Origin of the sequence: Polaribacter atrinae (genome assembly GCF_038023995.1) — a bacterium.
In the GTDB taxonomy this organism is placed as follows: Bacteria; Bacteroidota; Bacteroidia; order Flavobacteriales; family Flavobacteriaceae; genus Polaribacter; species Polaribacter atrinae.
This window is the reverse complement of sequence record NZ_CP150660.1, coordinates 3,554,835-3,573,876: the sequence shown is the minus strand read 5'-3', so window position 1 is coordinate 3,573,876 and position 19,042 is coordinate 3,554,835. Positions and strand designations below refer to the sequence as shown.

Sequence of the window (19,042 nt, the reverse complement as noted above, 5' to 3'; positions counted from 1 at the left end):
AACATAATTATAACGTTTCTAATTTCATTAACAAAATGCTCATAACCTGTTAATAAATTAATTTTCAGAATCACTTAATAAGATTATATTTGTAAGACTAATTAAGATAAAAAATCAATGAAATTTATTGTATCGAGTTCGCAATTATTAAAACAGCTACAAGTTTTAGGCGGCGTTATAAATAGCAACAATACCTTACCAATTTTAGACAACTTTTTGTTTGAATTATCTGAAAATCAATTAAAAGTTTCTGCATCAGATTTAGAAACAACAATGAGCTCTGTAATAGATGTAGAAAGTGATAGTTCTGGTTCTATAGCTGTTTCTGCACGTTTATTATTAGATACTTTAAAAACGTTTCCAGATCAACCTTTAACGTTTAAAACGGATGGAGATAATGCTATTGAAATTAGTTCTGATCAAGGTAAATATGACATGGCTTATTTTGGTGGAGATGAATTTCCTAAAGCGGTTTCTTTACCATCACCAAGTAAAACAGTGGTACCTGCAAGCATTTTAGGAACAGCAATTTCTAAAACAATCTTTGCTGCCGGAAACGACGATTTACGTCCAGTAATGAGTGGAGTGTTTTTTCAGTTTAGTTCACAAAGTTTAACTTTTGTTGCAACAGACGCTCATAAATTGGTAAAATATACAAGAACAGATGTTACTGCAGATCAAACAGCAGAATTCATTATGCCAAAGAAACCTTTAAATTTATTAAAAGGTATTTTAGGTGGCTCTGAAAGTGATGTTACTATTGAATATAATGACGCTAATGCAAAATTTACATTTGATAATGTAGTTTTAGTATGTCGTTTAATTGATGGAAAATATCCTAATTACGAAGCTGTAATACCAAAAGAGAATCCAAATAAACTAACTGTAGATAGAGCTTCTTTCTTAAACTCTGTAAGACGTGTTTCTATTTTCTCTAGTAAAACAACACACCAGATTCGTTTAAAAATGGCGGGAACTGAATTAAATATTTCTGCTGAAGATTTAGATTTTTCTAACAAAGCAGACGAACGTTTAAGTTGTGATTATCAAGGAGACGATATGCAAATTGGTTTTAACTCTCGTTTTTTAAGCGAAATGTTAAACAATTTAAGTTCTAACGAAGTTTTAATTGAAATGTCTTTACCAAACAGAGCAGGTATTTTAACACCTATTGATGGAACTGACGAAGGTGAACAGGTTACAATGCTTGTAATGCCAGTAATGTTAAATAGTTAAGACATATATTGTCATTTATTAAAATGATTTATCTTTCTTGTGAAAACAAGAATCTATAATATTTAAAACCACAATTGATTAAAAATTAATTGTGGTTTTTTCTTTACATTTACTATTATGAATTTCTTAGCCCATTTATATTTATCACAAGACAACACCAATATAATGATTGGTAATTTTATTGCCGACCATATTAGAGGCAATAATTACGGAGGCTTTTCTAAAGAAATTCAGCAAGGAATTTTCTTACACAGAGAAATAGATACGTTTACAGATGCTCATGAAATTGTACGAAAAAGTAAACGTCGTTTGCACGAACGCTACAGACATTACGATGGCGTAATTATCGATATTTTTTATGATTACTTCTTGGCTAAGAACTGGTCTGATTATTCTAACATTCCTTTAGAGGTTTACACCAATAACGTGTATGAGTTATTTAGTAAAATAGCTGCTGATTTACCTGTGAAATCTCAAAATTTCATTAAATACATGATAGAATATAACATTCTATTCAATTATCAATATAAAGACGGAATTGAAAAAGTACTAAATGGAATGAATGCTAGAACAAAAGGGAAATCTCAAATGAATTTAGCCATTGAAGATTTACACCTGTTAGAAGATGAACTTCAAGAAGATTTCACGTTGTTTTTTAAAGAGTTAATCGAGCATACAAATCAAAAGTTTAAAGAATTAACTAGCGATACAGACACTAATGAAAATGAATAGTACTTTTAATGAAATAGCACACCGAAGTTAAAAAAGAGTATTTTATCAAACGTTCCATAAAATTAACCCGTAATATAAATCGGTTTTTATTGGCAAACTTTAATAACACTAAATACAAACCTTATGAAAAAAATAATTTTACTTTTTATATTTTCTTTTTTATTAATCAACTGTAAAGACGTTGTAAAAAAAGAAAAAACGACGGGTTTAATCACTCAAAAGGCAATGGTAGTTTCTGCTAGAATTGAAGCTTCTAAAATTGGCTCTGAAATTCTTAAAAATGGCGGAAATGCTTTTGATGCAATGGCTGCAACAGATTTAGCTTTGGCAGTTGCATACCCTTTTGCTGGAAACCTTGGTGGTGGTGGTTTTATGGTATACCGAAAAGCAGATGGAGAAATTGGCGCTTTAGATTATAGAGAAAAGGCACCATTAGCAGCCGACAGAGACATGTATTTAGACAATGAAGGTAACGTTGTAAAAGAAAAAAGCACTTTAGGAGCAATGGCTGTAGGAGTTCCAGGAACATTGGCAGGTATCTTTACTGCTCATAAAAAATTTGGAACAATGCCGATGTCCGAAATCTTAAAGCCTGTAATCGCTTTAGCAAAACGAGGTGTTGTTGTTACTAAAAAACAAGAAGATAGAATCAAAAATTATCAAGCCTTATTTTTAAAAGCAAATAAAGATTCCATTCCTTTAAGTAAAAAATGGAAAGAAAATGACACCATTAAATATCCTGCGTTAGCAGAAACCTTAATCCGCATTCAACAAAATGGAGTAGATGAATTTTACAAAGGGGAAACTGCTAAAAAAATGGTCAGTTTTATTCAAGCCAATGGAGGAATTATCACTTTAGAAGATTTAGCAAAATACGAAGCTAGATGGAGAACTCCTGTTACTTTTAAGTATGATAATTTAAAAATTATTTCTATGTCCCCTCCTTCTAGTGGAGGTGTTGCTTTAGCACAAATAATGAAAGCAATTGAGCCTTATGATCTAGACCAATTTGGTCATAATTCAACCAAATCTATTCAAGTTATTACAGAAGCAGAAAGACGTGCGTATGCAGACAGAAGTTTCTTTTTAGGAGATCCAGATTTTGTAACCATTCCACAACAAGAATTGATTTCTAAAGAATATGCAACAAAAAGAATGGCAGATTTTTCTTTTGAAAAAGCAACAAAATCTGCTGATGTTTCTCATGGAAATATAGAAATTGTAGAAAGTGATGAAACAACCCATTACTCTATTGTAGACCAGTTTGGAAATGCAGTTTCTGTAACCACAACTTTAAATGGCGCGTATGGTTCTAAATTATATTCACCTGAATTAGGTTTCTTCTTCAATAATGAAATGGACGATTTTAGCAGCAAACCTGGTGTGCCAAATATGTTTGGGTTAATTGGAGCAAAAGCCAATGAAATTCATCCAGAAAAAAGAATGTTGAGTTCGATGACACCAACTATTGTAGAAAAAAACGGCAAACTTTTTATGGTAGTCGGAACTCCAGGAGGTTCAACTATAATAACTTCGGTATTACAAACTATCTTAAATGTACATGAATATAAAATGGGAATGCAAGAAGCTGTAAATGCTGCGAGATTTCACCATCAATGGTTACCAGATGTAGTTAAGATGGAACCAAAAAGTTTTGATAAACAAGCCATTTCTGAATTAAAAGACCTTGGCTACACAATTGATGAAACTACTTCTAGAATTATTGGTAAAGTTTCTGCAATTTTAGTTTTACCTAATGCTAGTTTAGAAGGTGGAGCAGACAAACGTGGAGATGATACAGCTGTAGGATTTTAATAAAATTTAATAAAAAATAAACTATAAAACGTATGCAAGTACAACCATTTCACTTAGCGATTCCAGTACAAAACTTAGAAAAATGCAGAACCTTTTACAGAGATATTTTAAACTGTGAAGAAGGTAGAAGTACAGAACAATGGGTAGATTTTAATTTCTTCGGACATCAATTGGTAATTGAATATCAACCAACAGAAGCGGTTACAAACCCTGTTGATGGTCATGATGTTCCGGTTCCGCATTTTGGAGTTGTTTTAACTTGGGAAGATTGGCATTCTTTAGCGGATCGATTAAAAACTGCCAACACAAAATTTGAAATTGCTCCTTGTATTCGTTTTAAAGGAAAAGTAGGTGAACAAGCAACCATGTTTTTTAAAGATCCAGAAAATAATGCTTTAGAGTTTAAAGCTTTTCAAGATATGAATCAATTATTTGCTAAATAATGCAATTACAAGAAACTCATATTGTTCCTAAACTAGAAAAACCAATTCGTTTTCAAGAATATAGCGTTGGAATTTTTAACACAATTCCCACAAAATCTGGTATTAAAAAAGCCATTAAAAAAGGACTTGTTTTTATTGATAAAACATTAGCCACCACATCCAAATACATTTCTGGAGGTGAGAAAATAACACTTTTTGAGTCTGAAAACTCATCTACTTTTGAAAGATTAGAACTAGCTATTGAAGTTTTATTTGAAGATGATTATTTAGCCATTATTTACAAACCCGCAGGCATTTTAGTTAGTGGAAATAAGTTTGTGACCATTGCAAATGGCTTGGCACAAAACCTTAAAAAAAGTACTTTAGCTGATGCTGTAAAACCACAACCAATTCATAGGCTAGATCATCCCACAAGTGGACTTTTATTAGTAGGAAAAACAAGTGCTGCAATTACAGAATTAGGAAGATTATTTAAAGATAAAGAAATTCAGAAGACCTATTTTGCTATTTCTATTGGAAAAATGAGTTCAGACGGAATTATAAACCTTCCTATCGATGAAAAGAAATCTCAAACAACATTTGAAGTTTTAGATTCTGTAATTTCAGACCGTTTTGAGTTTTTAAACTTGGTAAAATTACAACCAAAAACAGGAAGAAAACATCAATTAAGAAAGCATTTATTAGCCATTGAAAATCCTATTTTAGGTGATAAAGAGTATTTTTTAGACGGTAAAATTCTTAACGGAAAAGGACTGTATTTACACGCAGCAACTTTAGAATTTAAACATCCGTTTACAAAAACACAAATTTTTATATCAAAAGAACTTCCAAAGAAATTCAAAAAAATATTTCCTCAATTTTAACTTTCTTAACCTCTAATTTTAAATAGAGAACCAATTTAAATTTATATGAAGCCTACAAATAGTATCTTCATTTTAAAAATATTAATTTAGCCACATATTTTAAAATTATACACATGAAGAAGTTTTTTAAAATTATCGGAATTCTTTTATTACTTATTATAGTTTCTGGAGGAATCTATTACTTTACCACTAACGAACCTTTACCCGAAGGAAAACAAGGTAAAGAAGCAGACGCATTGGCTACTAAAATGTTAAATGCATTAAATATTGATGCTTATAAAAACACAGAAGTTTTAAAATGGAGCTTTAGAGGAGAACACACTTATAGATGGTACAAACAAGAAAATATTGTACATATTTCTTGGGCAAATTATAAAGTAACACTACATACAAATGCTCCTAATAAATCTGAAGTATATGTTGATGGAAATATTACTGATAAACCAGAATTAGTTAAACAAGCACAAGACTTTTTTAATAACGATTCTTTTTGGTTAATTGCTCCTTACAAAGTTTTTGACTCTGGTACAGAAAGACGTATTGTAAAACATGAAGGTAAAGACGCATTGTTAATTACCTACACTTCTGGCGGTTCTACTCCCGGAGATTCTTACTTATGGATTTTAGATGACAACTACTTACCTACTTCTTTTAAAATGTGGACTTCAATAATTCCTATTGGTGGGGTTGCTGCAACTTGGTCTGATTTAAAAAACACCGAATCCGGAATTAAATTACCAAAAGAACATACGCTCTCTTTATTTGGTTTAAAGATAGATATGGGAGACGTAAAAGCTTACAATGAAAAAGCAGACGAATTAGCTGATAAAGTTTTAAAAGCGATAAAACATAAAGCGTATAAAAACACTAGATATTTAGAGTGGAGTTTTGCTAGTAAAAGATCTTTTAAGTGGGACAAAGAAAAAAATGTTGCAGACGTTTCTTGGGATTCAATTCGTGTAAATTTAGACACTAGAAACACAAAAAAAAGCACAATTTACATCAACAATAAAAAACAAGAAGTTGCAGATTCTACCATTGTAAAAAAAGCGTGGAATATTTTTAATAACGATTCTTTTTGGTTGGTTGCTCCGCATAAATTATTCGAAAACGGAATTATAAGAAGCATACAGCAAGTAGATGAGAAAGACGCGCTGTTAGTAAAATATACAACAGGAGGCTCAACACCTGGTGATTCATATTTGTGGATTTTAGATTCTAATTTTGTACCTAAAAGCTATAAAATGTTTGTACCAAGCATGAAAATGGATGGTGTTTCTGCTACTTGGCAAGATTGGGTTACTACAGAAAGTGGTACGTTGTTACCAACTAATCATACTTTTGGTAATGGAAGAGTTTTAAGTATGGGAACTGTAAAAGGGTATAACTAATGAAATCTAAAACAATTGCCAACGGAATTTTAAGAGCTATAGGAATCCTTTTAGGTATTTTTCTTCTAGGCTATTTTTTATACGCTATTCAATCTGTTATTATCTATATCATAATTGCAGGAATTTTATCTTTAGTTGCAAGGCCAATTATTATTTTTCTAAGAACAAAATTAAAGTTTCCTAATACCCTTGCTGTTGTCTTTACAATGGTATTTATGTTAGGCCTTTTAACTGGTTTAATTGTAATGTTTATTCCATTAATTATGGAGCAAGGTAAAAATTTATCGTTATTAGAAGTAGATAAACTACAAGCAAATGTTCAAGAAATTTTTAATCAAATAACAGGTTATTTTTCATCTAAAGGAATCGATGTTTTAGGTGAGATAAAAAATGTAGATTTTGCTTCTCAATTTAAAGAAATACCAGATTTATTAAATGCCGTTTTAGGTGCTGTAGGTACGCTAAGTGTTGGCTTATTTTCGGTACTCTTTATCTCTTTCTTTTTTATGAAAGATAGTCACTTACTTAAAAATGGCGTAATGGTAATTGTACCAAAAGGCAATGAAAATAGGTTTTCTAAATCGTTAGAAACAATTAATAATTTACTGTCTAGATACTTTATTGGCTTAATTTCTCAAATTACCATCCTCTTTATAATATACACTATTATCTTACTAATTTTTGGAATAGATAACGCCGTTGTCATTGCTTTTTTATGTGCTTTATTAAACCTAATTCCGTATGTAGGCCCTTTAATTGGTGCTGTAATTATGTTTATTTTATCGATGACGAGTAATATTGGTCAAGATTTTCAATCAGAAATATTACCTACCACAATGTATGTAATGACAGGTTATTTAATAGCGCAATTAATCGACAATTTTGCAAGTCAACCAATTATATTTTCTAAAACAACAAAATCTCATCCATTAGAAATTTTCTTAATAATAATTATTGGAGGACTACTTTTTGGTGTTGTAGGTATGATAACTGCAGTGCCTATGTATACTGCATTAAAAGTAATTTTAAAAGAGTTTTTGTCTGATAATAAAATTGTAAAATCATTAACTAAAGATCTATAATTTCTTTTGAATAAAGCCATTTTAAGTCCAGAAGTTCAGCAATTTATAACTGATCATTTAAAATCAAATATTACAAAACTGATTTTAAAAGGAAGTCCTTTTAAAGATGTTTCCATACAAGAAATAGCCAATCAAATTGTTGCTAAACAAAAATCTGAGCTTAAACTTTATACTTGGTTTTCATCAGAAAACATTTATTATCCACCTAAAATAAGCATAGAACAGACCTCCTCAGAAATTACGGCTGCCTATAAATGTAATTTAATATCTGGTAATTCAATTATAGATATTACAGGAGGTTTTGGTGTAGATTGCTTTTATTTTTCTAAACAATTTAAAGAAGTTACTCATTGTGAAATTAATGATGATTTATCTAAAAAGGTAACACACAACTACCAGCAATTAGAGGTTAAAAATATAACTACTATTTCTGGAGATGGACTTGAATATCTAAAAAATCACAAAGCAAATTTTGATTGTATTTACATAGACCCATCAAGAAGAAGTGATGTAAAAGGAAAGGTATTCTTACTAAATGACTGTTTGCCTAATGTTCCAGAAAACATCGATTTCCTATTCACTAAAACCAATCAAATTCTAATTAAAAACTCCCCTATTTTAGATATTACAAGCACTATAAATGAATTAAAATTTGTAAAAGAGATTCATATTATTGCTGTAAATAATGAAGTAAAAGAATTGTTGTTTTTATTAGAAAAAGAATATGATGAACCGATAAAAATTAAAACCATTAATATTGGTAAAAAAGACATTCAAACCTTTAACTTTAATTACAAAGAACAGATAACATCTTCTTATTCTAAGCCACTCACCTATCTGTATGAGCCAAATGCTGCAATTCTAAAATCTGGAGGTTTTCATGAAGTTTCTCATCAATTAAATCTATTTAAAATTCAGCAACATTCACATTTATATACATCCAATGAAATGATCAATTTTCCTGGAAGAGTCTTTAAAATAGAAAAGGTTTTAAATTATGATAAAAAGAAACTAAAAAAATTAGTATCAGAAAACAAAGCAAATATTACCACAAGAAATTTCCCAAAAACGGTTGCTCAGATTAGAAAAGAAACAAAACTTAAAGATGGAGGAAATTCATACTTGTTTTTTACTACGCTTAAAACAAATGAGTATATTGTTATTCTTTGTAAGAAAAAAACAAACCTAGATTAACCTAAGCAACTAAATGTTAATAAATTAAATCACCATTTTAACATTTTATTAAGTTTTTTTACTAAATTTACATATACTTTAAGTGTTTTTTGATTAGGGGCTTAAAACACTTAAATAAAAAGTCTCGAATTCACTTTCGAGACTTTTGTTTTTTAAAACTACTTTTTTCAGTAAGTTTGTATTGAAAGCTTAACTTTCTCATCATGCAAACAATTACCTACCAAGGCCTAAAAATTAATCAAAATATTCAATCTTCAATTCAGGATGTTTTGGTTGTTGAAGCAGCATTACAAATTAATATAAATGATGAGCCTTATACTGTGGTTATGAGAACACCAAATAATGACCAAGCATTAATAAGAGGTTTGCTTTTTGCCGAAGATATTTATAAAAGTAACAAAGCTTTAATTTTTGAAGTAGTTAAAGAAGAAAATGAAGTTCCTACTATTATAAACGTTACTATCTCTAAAGAGAAACTAGGCAAAGGCTATTTAAACAAAAGAACATTACTTTCTGTTTCTTCTTGCGGAATTTGTGGCAAGAAAGAATTAAAAGACATTAAAGTTGAAGGCGAAAAACTAACTAAAACAACTACTTTTTCTAGTGATCTTTTACATGAAATGTTTTTAAAAATGAATAGTTTTCAGCATACTTTTAAAAATTCTGGAGGTAGTCATGCAGCAGCACTTTTTAATAAAAACTATGAATTTTTAACCGTTAAAGAAGATATTGGCAGACATAATGCAGTAGATAAAGTAATTGGAGATTTGTTGATAAAAGACTATTTAAATCATGCAAAATATTTATTGGTAAGCGGGCGAGTTTCTTACGAAATTGTTTCGAAAGCCTTTATTGCAAAAATACCAATTATTGTTGCAGTTTCTGCGTGCTCTTCTTTAGCTGTAGATTTTGCAAAAGAATTTGGTATATGCTTAATAGGTTTTACAAGAGAACAAAAAATGACGATTTATTCAAATCCATCATTTGTTAAAACAACAAAAAGCGATGTCTAAAAAAAGAAAAGTACAACCACCAGAAAAACTAACAGGAATTCATTTAACCGAAGTACCTAAAACAGCAGTTGGTGTTAAGGCAATTGTTTCTGCACTTACTCATATTAAAGATGAAGTTGGTGTTACCAAAGGAATTCAATTATTATCAAAATTAAATCAAAAAGATGGTTTTGATTGCCCCGGTTGTGCATGGCCAGATCCTGATGAAAAAAGGGCTTTTTTAGCAGAATATTGCGAAAACGGAGCCAAAGCAGTTGCAGAAGAAGCAACTAAAAATAAAGTTTCTCCAATCTTTTTCACCACAAATTCGGTACAAGAACTCTCTGAATTATCTGATTATCAAATTGGTAAAAGCGGACGAATAACACATCCAATGTATTTACCCGAAGGCGCAACGCATTATGAAGAGATTTCTTGGGAGAATGCTTTTAAAATGATTGGTAAAGAATTAAACTCTTTAAATTCTCCTGACGAAGCAATTTTTTATACCTCTGGAAGAACTAGTAATGAAGCCGCTTTTTTATATCAGCTGTTTGTACGTCAATTCGGAACAAATAATTTACCAGATTGCTCTAACATGTGCCACGAATCTAGTGGTGTTGCTCTTTCTCAGACTTTAGGAATCGGAAAAGGCTCGGTTACACTAGACGATTTTAATCATGCTGATTTAGTCATTGTTATTGGGCAAAATCCAGGAACCAATCACCCTAGAATGTTAAGTGCCTTAGGTGAAACAAAAAAACAAGGCGGAAAGATAATTACAATAAATCCGTTACCGGAGGTTGGCTTAATGAATTATAAAGATCCACAAAATCCTTTAAAATGGGTGGGATCTGGTCAAGATTTAACCGATTTATTTTTACCCGTAAAAATAAATGGTGATGTTGCTTTGTTAAAAATCATCTTAAAGTTAATGAAAGAAAAGGAAGATGCAGAACCTAATAGCGTTTTCGATCATCAATTTATTGAAGAAAAAACAGCCGGTTTAGAAGAGTTATTAAAAGATTTAGACACCTATTCTATTGATGAATTATTACCACAAACAGGTTTAACATTCGATAAAATTAAAGAAACTACAGAACTTATCATCAACAATAAAAATATTATTATTTGTTGGGCAATGGGTTTAACGCAGCATAAAAACGGCGTGGATAACATCCGTGAAATTGTAAACATATTATTACTAAAAGGAAGCATTGGTAAAAAAGGCGCAGGTACTTGTCCCGTTCGTGGACATTCTAATGTACAAGGAGATAGAACCATGGGGATTTGGGAAAGACCTCCCGCTTCATTTTTAGACAATTTAGAAAAAGAGTTCCAATTTAAAGCACCAAGAAAATTTGGTTTTGATGTAATAGAAGCCATTGATGCCATGCATAAAAAAGAAGCCATAGTATTCTTTGGAATGGGGGGTAATTTTATTTCCGCAACACCAGATACTACTTTTACTGCAAAAGCATTACAAAACTGTAGTTTAACAGTACAAGTATCTACCAAACTGAATAGAAGTCATTTAATTACAGGTAAAAAAGCATTAATTTTACCGTGTTTAGGAAGAACTGAAAAAGACTTTCAAGAAAAGGGAGAACAATTTGTATCCGTAGAAAACTCTATGGGAGTTGTGCATCAATCTAAAGGAACCTTAGCCCCTTGTTCTAAAAATTTATTAAGTGAAGCCGCTATTGTAGCAGGTGTTGCCAATGCAACCTTGCAAAATTCAACTACCAATTGGGCCGAATTAATTTCTAATTATGATTTGATTCGTAATAAAATTGAAGCAACCATTCCTGGTTTTATTGATTTTAATACCCGCGTAAGAATTAAAGGCGGATTTTATTTACCTAACAATGCTAGAGAAAATGATTTTACACCTACAAAAACAGGAAAGGCTAATTTTAGCATCAATACACCTTCTGAAATTAAACTAGAAAAAAATCAATTTATGATGATGACGATTAGAACTCATGATCAATACAATACCACTATTTATGGTTTAGACGACAGATACAGAGGTGTTTTAAATGAAAGAAGGGTTATTTTTATGAATGAAGATGACATGAATTCCTTACATTTAAAAAAATTAGATTTGGTAGATTTAACAAGTCATTTTAATAAAGAAGAAAGAGAAGCAAAAGGATTTTTGGTAGTTCCGTATCAGATTCCCAAACAATGTACAGCTACTTATTTCCCAGAAGCAAATGTATTAGTCCCTTTAAAAAGTAAAGCAGACATTAGCAATACACCTACCTCTAAAACAGTTATTATCACCATTAGAAAAAGATAAATTACATTATGCAAAAAATTATATTATTATTAATAGTACTTACTTCTTCCCATGTGTTATTTTCTCAAACAGAAAATATTCCTGAAAGAATTACTCAAAAAGGTTTTGCCAAAATAGATTTCCTTTCTATCAAAATGCCTCCTCCAGAAGATATTGGGTCTACTTTTAACGAGCCAAATATGGGGTTTACGGGTATCCATTATAATTTATTTTTAAATAAATCTTTCTATACAGGTGTTGGACTTTATGGTTCTATTGCAGGTATTAGAGGTGGTTTTTTTACCTTAGGAGTAAATGCAGGTCTTAAAAAATACCTTTCAGAAAAATTATATATCGACACAGGTTTTCACTTTGGTGGCGGTGGTGGTGCAGGTGCTGCTGATGGTGGTGGTGCTTTTATTTTACCACATGTTAATTTAGGATATCAATTTAAAAACTTCTCTTTAAATGGAGGTTGGAGTTATGTTAACTTTTTTGATGGAGGAAGAATTAAAGGTCATCAACTAAATATTGCGTTAGAAATTCCCTTAGATTTTGAATATGCATCTTATAAATCAGCTGAAAATGAAATGGAGTTACAAAATTTTGAAAACACTAATTGGGATACAAAACCTAAAAGAAACTCTTTAATGGTTCATTTTAACAATTTAAAAGTTTTAAGTGAATCTAAATCTAACAACCATATAAAAGGAAAAACGATAAAATTAGCAGGGTTTGAATTTACGTCTTACCTAAACGATAACTGGTTTACATTTTTAAAAGTAGATGGTGCCTACGATGGAATTAGAGCTGGTTATATGGATGTTTTATTAGGTGGAGGATATCATTTATCTATGAATAAAAACAGAACTAATATCTTAGCTAAACTAGGTTTTGGTGCTGGTGGTGGTGGTGGTGTAGATAGTAAAGGTGGTTTTTTATTCTATCCTGATCTATCTATAGAGCAACAGCTATTTAAAGACATCTATGTTTCTGTTAATAAAGGATATTTATTAACTCCGAATAAAGATTTTTACACATCTACATTTGGAGCCGGTATTAAATACTACATAGAAAGAAATGGTATAAAAACAGACAATACTTCTTTTAAGAAAGGAAAATTTAAAGGCTTTGAGGTAATTGTAAAGCAAGACATGTATTTGAATGCAAAAAGAATGGAAACCCCTACGGAACACATGCATCAAATTTCATTACAAATAAATTTAGATTTAAATAAAAACCTATATGTTACAGCGCAAACTTCTTTTGCAAACTTTGGTAACGCAGGTGCTTACGGTGAAGGTTTGGTTGGTTTAGGTATAAAATCAAATCCTCTATTTAATAATTCTACTTCTTTATTTACACAACTTATAGGTGGTGCAGCAGGTGGTGGAAATATCAGTACAGGACAAGGTTTAATAATAAAACCAAGTTTGGGTGTAGATTATGAACTTTCTAAAACCCTAAATTTAAGAGCTGCCGCTGGATATGTAAAAGCTAAAGGAGGTGACCTTAGTAGCCCTTTTATCAATTTGGGGTTAAAGTATAACATCTCATTTTTAAAGTTACAATAATCAAAAAAATAGCGCTACTTAAACGATGTCTTTAAGTAGCGCTATTGATATATTTAAAGTACTTTACCTATATAGCCGTTTCTAAATATTTAACAACAAAATCAATTTCTTCTTTGGTGGTATATTTAGAAAAAGAAAAACGAACTGAGGTTTTATTGGCATCAGTATCATTTAATATTTCTTGTAATACGTGAGAACCTTTATTACTTCCACTTTGGCAGGCACTTCCTCCAGAAATAGCTATGCCAGCCATGTCTAAACTAAATAATAACATATCATTTGTAAAAGGAAAACGCACATTTAAAATGGTATAACTACTTTTTTCTAAGTCTGAAGAAAGTCCGTTAAATTGAATATCTTCTGAAATACTCTTTAGTTCAAAAATAAAATACTTTTTTAAATTCTCAATGTAATTTTTATCTTCCTCTAAACTAGAAACAGCTATTTCCAATGCTTTTTCCATCCCTAAAATAGCATGTACATTTTCTGTACTAGATCTTGCACCCATTTCTTGTTCGCCACCATGAAGCATTGGTACAATTCCGAATCCTTTTCTAAAAAAAGCAAAACCTACTCCTTTTGGTCCGTGAAATTTATGTGCACTCGCTACCATAAAATCTAGAGGTATTTTTTGTAATTCTATTGCATAATGCGCAATAGCTTGTACCGTATCTGAATGAAATAAAGCATTGTTATTTTTACAAATTGTAGCAACTACATCAACATCTAAAATGTTCCCAATTTCATTATTGACCAACATTAAACTTACCAATGTTTTCTCTTTTGACGCTGATAAAAGCTGCTCTAAATGTACAGGATCAACATTTCCAAATTCATCAACATTAACATAATCTACAATAATGTTATATGCTTTTTGTAAATGAGTACAAGTATGTAAAACAGCATGATGTTCAATTTTAGAAGTAACAATTCTTTTAACACCTAAATTACAAACAGCATTGTGTAAAATTAAATTATCTGCTTCTGTACCTCCAGCAGTAAAAATAATTTCGCTCGCCGTTACATTAAAATGCTTTGCTATATTTTTTCTTGCCGTTTCTACGGCTGATTTTGCTTTTCTTCCAAATTGATGAATAGATGACGGATTTCCATAATTATGCTGCATAGAAGAGTAAATTACCTCTATAACTTGGTCATCAATTTGAGTGGTTGCTGCATTATCTAAATAAACAGTTTTCATAATATTAAATAGGGTTTTGAAAAATATAAACTTCTGTAGCTCCTAAGCCATATTTCTTATAAGAAGCATCATAAAATTTTACTGGATATTTATTTAACAATCTTAAAAGCTCTGATCTTAAAACACCTTCTCCTACTCCATGTATAAAAACAACTTTAGAAATTCTTTTAGATATGGCAAACTCAATTTTACTTTTTGCAGTATCTAATTGTAGGTTTAACATATCATAATTATCCATGTTTCTTGTAGACTTAGTCAGTTTACTAATATGTAAATCGACTTCTAAAATCACTTCTTTCTTTTCTTTTTTAAATAAACTTTTCTTCGGTTTATTTTGTGCTATCTTATCTTTTAATAATGAATTATTAATATCACTAAATTTAGTTAACTCATGTTGCTCAACATCAATCTTTACTAATTCGGACGAATTAAATTTAAACATCATACCATCAGTAGTTTCTACAGAAATTTCATCACCGGTAATACCGATGACTCTTCCTTTTAGAACATCATCTAAAACGGCTACTTTATCTCCAACTTCTAAACACATTCTTAATTTTGAATTAATTTTATTATAGCTTTTTTAGAAAGTATATTTGCTACAAAAGTAACAAGATACACAAGATTTATATCTAAAATCGTTATAAATTCTCATAATAAAATTATACTGACTAATAAAAGAAGATGATTTACTAAAAGAACTCAACATCTTTTATATTCTTAAAACTCGTATAGTAGGTTCTGGTTAAAACATCAAATTAAAAAGAAAAAAAATCCGAAACTAAAAGTTTCGGATTTTTAAATTATAAGTTTTTCAATTTATCACCAAAAAGTAATAACAATATAATTGGAATCCCTAAAGAGATTACTAAAATCTTGTTGGTCTCAAATAAAGAAGGATTTAATAAAAGTGTAATAGCAAAACCACCAATTGCTCCACCTAAATGTGCAGAATGACCTACGTTACCCAATTGTTTTTTCATTCCGTAAATTGAGTATAATAAATAACCAACTCCAAAAATATATCCAGGAATTGGTATTGGAATAAAAAACAAATACAACTCCATTGCAGGGTATAAAAGTATCGAAGCATATACAATACCAGAAACAGCACCAGAGGCACCAACAGCACTATAATATGGCTCGTCTTTATGGTATTTAAGTGAATACAAACTACCCGATAACAAACTACCAAAATAGATTAATAAGAAACTTGAAATTCCTAAAATCTGAGCTACAATATCTCCAAAAAGATAGAGTGCATACATATTAAAACCTAAATGCATCCAATCTACATGCAAAAATCCAGAAGTTAAGGTTCTTATTTTTTCTCCAGATAAAATACTATTTACTTGAAACTTATATTTGTTTAAAAAAGAGTAATCTTTAAACCCTTTCATAGAAACCAAAACATTGGCAATAATCAGTATTAATACTGCTTGATTTATATTGTTCATCATATAACAAACTTACTAAAATCTGATTTACTTATACTACTTCATTTTAAATTTATATCCGATATTTGCAATCTAAAATAATACTCCATGCATTTAATTGTCTTTAGTTTTATATACCCTTTTATTTGGTTAATATCTAAACTTCCTATGAGGATATTATACATCATTTCTGATGGACTTTACCTCTTAAATTATTACGTAATTGGTTATAGAAAAAAGGTAGTCTTAGAAAATTTAAAATTGGCTTTTCCAGAAAAAAACGAGCAAGAACTTAAAAAGATTAGTAAAGGTTTTTTTAAACATTTAACTGATTTTATTGTAGAAAGTATAAAGACCTTTACCATTTCTGAAAAAGAAATTTCTAAAAGGATAAAATATAAAAACATCGATGTACTTAAAGAAGTTGCTAAAAACGGAAAGAGTATTTCTTTAGTAGGAATTCATCAGGCAAATTGGGAATGGCTTACAGGTTTACCTTTACAAATTAAAACTCCAGATTTTTATGCTGCTTATACCAAAGTACAAAATAAGCACTTTGAAAAAGTAATTAAAATGTCTCGTTCTAAATTTGGTGGAACCTTATACAGAACTTCGGACACCATAAGAAATCTTCACAGAAATTTTGTAAATAAAAAACAAGGTATTTATATTTTGTTAAGCGATCAATCTCCACAAATAAAGAATACTCATTATTGGGCAGAATTTATGGGGATAAAAGTACCAATTCATACTGGTGCAGAAACTTTATCTAAAAGATATGATATGTCTTTTGTATATTGGACATCAAGAAAAATTAAAAGAGGTTATTATGAAATTGAATTTGAGCTGATTACAGAAAACCCAAAAAAATATAAAGATTACCAACTTACAGATAAATTTCTAGAATTAACAGAAAGGAATATTAGAAACCAACCTGAAGTTTATTTATGGTCTCACAAACGTTTTAAACATAAGGATAAAGTTCCAAAATCTACATCATAAACAATAATTATATGCAGTTTCTAAGTTTTGCGCTTACTTACACCCTTTAATAAAACTACTCTCTATTTTACCTATGAGAGTTTTATATATAATTTCAGATTTCTTTTTCTTTCTAGTTTATTATGTTTTTCGATATAGAAAAAAAGTTGTTCTAGAAAATCTACATCTAGCTTTCCCTGAAAAACCTGAAGATGAAATTGCATTAATTTCTAAAAAATTCTTTAAACATTTTACAGACTTAGTTGTAGAGAGCATCAAGTATTTTTCTATGGGTGAAAAGGAGATAAAAAAACGTTACAAATTTTTAAATCCAGAATTAGTAGACAACTATAGTGAAAAGAAAAAAGGTATTATAATTGTTGGAGCACACCAAGCCAACTGGGAATGGTCTACAAGTATGCCACTTGCTTTAAAAACAACAATTTTAGGCGCGTACACTAAAATACAAAACAAGTATTACGAAAAAGCAATTAAAAAAAGTAGAAAGAGATTTGGTATTAATGGTTACAAAACCTCTGAAACAATTACTAATATTCAAAAAAATATTGATAACAACTTATTAGCTGCCTATATTTTACTAAGTGATCAATCTCCACAACCTCATAAAACGTATTATTGGAGTGAGTTTTTTGGTGTAAAAGTACCGATACATACAGGTGCAGAAATGCTAGCAAAAAAGTTTGACTTTGTTGTTATTAATTATGTAGCAAGAAAAGTAAAAAGAGGTTATTATGAAATTGAATTTCAATTAATAACGGAAACACCTAGAGATTTTGATAACTATCAAATTACAGATAAATACACCAAAATAACGGAAGAAAACATAAGACTACAACCCGAATTCTATTTATGATCTCATAAACGCTTTAAACATAGAGATAAAGTACCAAAAGAGTTTTTATAAATCTTTTGATACTTTATTTCCTTTTTTAGTTATTAAAGATGAAATCTTCCTCCAATAAGTATGTTTCTTTGAAAAAAAGTGAAACTTTGAGTAGCTCCATCATTAGGATTATATGTTGTTTTAACATCTGGCATATAAATATAACCAAACTTTAAATCTGATTGAATATAGAAATATTTAAAGAACGTTAAATTAAGACCTACAACAGCAGATGATCCCCAACCTGCAACATGAAATTCATCATGTCTTTCTTGATCAAATAACTTTATATCTGTTCTTGGATACAAAATTCCGGCTCCAAAACCTTCGGTAAGGTTTATTTGAAAGTTTTTATGGTTTAGTCCTATTAAATGACTGATATCATCAAATCGTCTGAACTCTACATTTACATAATTTAAACCATCCGTATGCTCTAGTTGTAAAAAGTCTTCAGATAATATTTGATTCGCATTATTGTAAACACCATCAAATGGAGTTCCTGCATTTATTTCTCCATTAATTTTTACTGTTTGGTCTGCAACCATTACATATTTCATGTGGTCTACACCTATAGAAATTGTATAATTTTCTTTTAAAAAATATCCTATTCTATAATTATTTTGAGGAATGGTAATTCTACCCGGATTTAAATAATCGTTAAAACTAAATGGAGTCTGCCTATCTTTAGCTTTTACATTTTGTAAGGTAAAGTCATAACTACCATTATCTCCAGTAAAATGAATATCAGAATCAGAGTAATTAGCCCTATTCCAACCCCAATAAAAAAAGAATTTTCCTTTATTGGTTACTTTTTTTACATCTTTTAAAATATCAATATTCTCTGTATCATTTTCTTGGGAAAAAGAACAGAAACTCATTAATAAAAAGGAACCTACTATTATTTTTATTTTCAA

Annotated in this window: 17 protein-coding genes; 13 read left to right on the top strand and 4 right to left on the bottom strand. The window is 30.0% G+C overall.

Annotated elements, in window-relative coordinates; all coding sequences use genetic code 11:
* Window positions 1-117 precede the first annotated feature (117 nt).
* From dnaN to WG945_RS15525, 11 genes are all read left to right on the top strand, one after another.
* Entirely contained in the window at window positions 118-1,236 is a 1,119-nt protein-coding gene (gene dnaN / locus WG945_RS15575; protein ID WP_068450122.1) for a DNA polymerase III subunit beta, read from the top strand.
* A gap of 117 nt (window positions 1,237-1,353) precedes the next feature.
* Window positions 1,354-1,968 (top strand): ACP phosphodiesterase, encoded by a 615-nt coding sequence (locus tag WG945_RS15570; RefSeq protein ID WP_422894424.1) that lies wholly within the window; start codon window positions 1,354-1,356, stop codon window positions 1,966-1,968.
* 123 nt (window positions 1,969-2,091) lie between these two features.
* Entirely contained in the window at window positions 2,092-3,783 is a 1,692-nt protein-coding gene (gene ggt / locus WG945_RS15565; RefSeq protein ID WP_068450119.1) for a gamma-glutamyltransferase, read from the top strand.
* A 32-nt stretch (window positions 3,784-3,815) separates the two neighbouring features.
* The gene (locus tag WG945_RS15560) at window positions 3,816-4,226 is read left to right on the top strand and encodes a VOC family protein (RefSeq protein ID WP_068450117.1); all 411 of its coding nucleotides are present in this window, start codon (window positions 3,816-3,818) and stop codon (window positions 4,224-4,226) included.
* Entirely contained in the window at window positions 4,226-5,089 is an 864-nt protein-coding gene (locus WG945_RS15555) for an RluA family pseudouridine synthase (RefSeq protein ID WP_068450116.1), read from the top strand. The genes WG945_RS15560 and WG945_RS15555 overlap by 1 nt, the downstream gene beginning before the upstream one ends.
* 113 nt (window positions 5,090-5,202) lie before the next feature.
* Entirely contained in the window at window positions 5,203-6,480 is a 1,278-nt protein-coding gene (locus WG945_RS15550) for a hypothetical protein (protein ID WP_068450114.1), read from the top strand.
* Window positions 6,480-7,562, top strand: a complete 1,083-nt coding sequence (locus WG945_RS15545; RefSeq protein WP_068450112.1) for an AI-2E family transporter — start codon at window positions 6,480-6,482, stop codon at window positions 7,560-7,562. The genes WG945_RS15550 and WG945_RS15545 overlap by 1 nt, the downstream gene beginning before the upstream one ends.
* 6 nt (window positions 7,563-7,568) lie before the next feature.
* Window positions 7,569-8,756, top strand: a complete 1,188-nt coding sequence (locus WG945_RS15540; RefSeq protein WP_068450110.1) for a class I SAM-dependent methyltransferase — start codon at window positions 7,569-7,571, stop codon at window positions 8,754-8,756.
* 203 nt (window positions 8,757-8,959) lie between these two features.
* Window positions 8,960-9,769 (top strand): formate dehydrogenase accessory sulfurtransferase FdhD, encoded by an 810-nt coding sequence (gene fdhD, locus WG945_RS15535; protein ID WP_068450109.1) that lies wholly within the window; start codon window positions 8,960-8,962, stop codon window positions 9,767-9,769.
* Window positions 9,762-12,053 (top strand): FdhF/YdeP family oxidoreductase, encoded by a 2,292-nt coding sequence (locus WG945_RS15530; RefSeq protein ID WP_068450107.1) that lies wholly within the window; start codon window positions 9,762-9,764, stop codon window positions 12,051-12,053. The genes fdhD and WG945_RS15530 overlap by 8 nt, the downstream gene beginning before the upstream one ends.
* Before the next feature lie 8 nt (window positions 12,054-12,061).
* Complete coding sequence (locus tag WG945_RS15525; RefSeq protein WP_068450105.1) at window positions 12,062-13,606, top strand: hypothetical protein; 1,545 nt, start codon at window positions 12,062-12,064, stop codon at window positions 13,604-13,606.
* Window positions 13,607-13,673: 67 nt separating this feature from the next.
* Here WG945_RS15525 and WG945_RS15520 read toward each other — a convergent pair whose 3' ends face one another.
* The 3 genes from WG945_RS15520 to WG945_RS15510 form a co-directional block, all read right to left on the bottom strand.
* A complete protein-coding gene (locus WG945_RS15520) occupies window positions 13,674-14,807 on the bottom strand; it encodes a cysteine desulfurase family protein (protein WP_068450103.1) in 1,134 nt (377 codons plus the stop codon).
* A gap of 4 nt (window positions 14,808-14,811) precedes the next feature.
* Complete coding sequence (locus tag WG945_RS15515) at window positions 14,812-15,357, bottom strand: Smr/MutS family protein (protein WP_068450101.1); 546 nt, start codon at window positions 15,355-15,357, stop codon at window positions 14,812-14,814.
* 253 nt (window positions 15,358-15,610) lie between these two features.
* Window positions 15,611-16,267 carry a rhomboid family intramembrane serine protease gene (locus tag WG945_RS15510; RefSeq protein ID WP_068450099.1) on the bottom strand — a complete coding sequence of 219 codons (657 nt, stop codon included), beginning with the start codon at window positions 16,265-16,267 and terminating at the stop codon, window positions 15,611-15,613.
* A gap of 84 nt (window positions 16,268-16,351) precedes the next feature.
* Between WG945_RS15510 and WG945_RS15505 the strand changes: the two genes are divergently transcribed.
* Together WG945_RS15505 and WG945_RS15500 are read left to right on the top strand one after the other, a co-directional pair.
* A complete protein-coding gene (locus tag WG945_RS15505) occupies window positions 16,352-17,245 on the top strand; it encodes a lysophospholipid acyltransferase family protein (RefSeq protein ID WP_068450097.1) in 894 nt (297 codons plus the stop codon).
* A gap of 73 nt (window positions 17,246-17,318) precedes the next feature.
* Window positions 17,319-18,098 (top strand): lysophospholipid acyltransferase family protein, encoded by a 780-nt coding sequence (locus WG945_RS15500; protein ID WP_157603641.1) that lies wholly within the window; start codon window positions 17,319-17,321, stop codon window positions 18,096-18,098.
* Between the two features lie 83 nt (window positions 18,099-18,181).
* Here WG945_RS15500 and WG945_RS15495 read toward each other — a convergent pair whose 3' ends face one another.
* A complete protein-coding gene (locus WG945_RS15495) occupies window positions 18,182-19,042 on the bottom strand; it encodes a hypothetical protein (RefSeq protein ID WP_231874655.1) in 861 nt (286 codons plus the stop codon).

Coding starts and splice junctions, on each gene's coding strand:
- dnaN (WP_068450122.1), top strand. CDS start 118: ATGAAATTTATTGTATCGAGTTCGCAATTATTAAAACAGCTACAAGTT.
- WG945_RS15570 (WP_422894424.1), top strand. CDS start 1,354: ATGAATTTCTTAGCCCATTTATATTTATCACAAGACAACACCAATATA.
- ggt (WP_068450119.1), top strand. CDS start 2,092: ATGAAAAAAATAATTTTACTTTTTATATTTTCTTTTTTATTAATCAAC.
- WG945_RS15560 (WP_068450117.1), top strand. CDS start 3,816: ATGCAAGTACAACCATTTCACTTAGCGATTCCAGTACAAAACTTAGAA.
- WG945_RS15555 (WP_068450116.1), top strand. CDS start 4,226: ATGCAATTACAAGAAACTCATATTGTTCCTAAACTAGAAAAACCAATT.
- WG945_RS15550 (WP_068450114.1), top strand. CDS start 5,203: ATGAAGAAGTTTTTTAAAATTATCGGAATTCTTTTATTACTTATTATA.
- WG945_RS15545 (WP_068450112.1), top strand. CDS start 6,480: ATGAAATCTAAAACAATTGCCAACGGAATTTTAAGAGCTATAGGAATC.
- fdhD (WP_068450109.1), top strand. CDS start 8,960: ATGCAAACAATTACCTACCAAGGCCTAAAAATTAATCAAAATATTCAA.
- WG945_RS15530 (WP_068450107.1), top strand. CDS start 9,762: ATGTCTAAAAAAAGAAAAGTACAACCACCAGAAAAACTAACAGGAATT.
- WG945_RS15525 (WP_068450105.1), top strand. CDS start 12,062: ATGCAAAAAATTATATTATTATTAATAGTACTTACTTCTTCCCATGTG.
- WG945_RS15520 (WP_068450103.1), bottom strand. CDS start 14,807: ATGAAAACTGTTTATTTAGATAATGCAGCAACCACTCAAATTGATGAC.
- WG945_RS15515 (WP_068450101.1), bottom strand. CDS start 15,357: ATGTGTTTAGAAGTTGGAGATAAAGTAGCCGTTTTAGATGATGTTCTA.
- WG945_RS15510 (WP_068450099.1), bottom strand. CDS start 16,267: ATGATGAACAATATAAATCAAGCAGTATTAATACTGATTATTGCCAAT.
- WG945_RS15505 (WP_068450097.1), top strand. CDS start 16,352: ATGCATTTAATTGTCTTTAGTTTTATATACCCTTTTATTTGGTTAATA.
- WG945_RS15500 (WP_157603641.1), top strand. CDS start 17,319: ATGAGAGTTTTATATATAATTTCAGATTTCTTTTTCTTTCTAGTTTAT.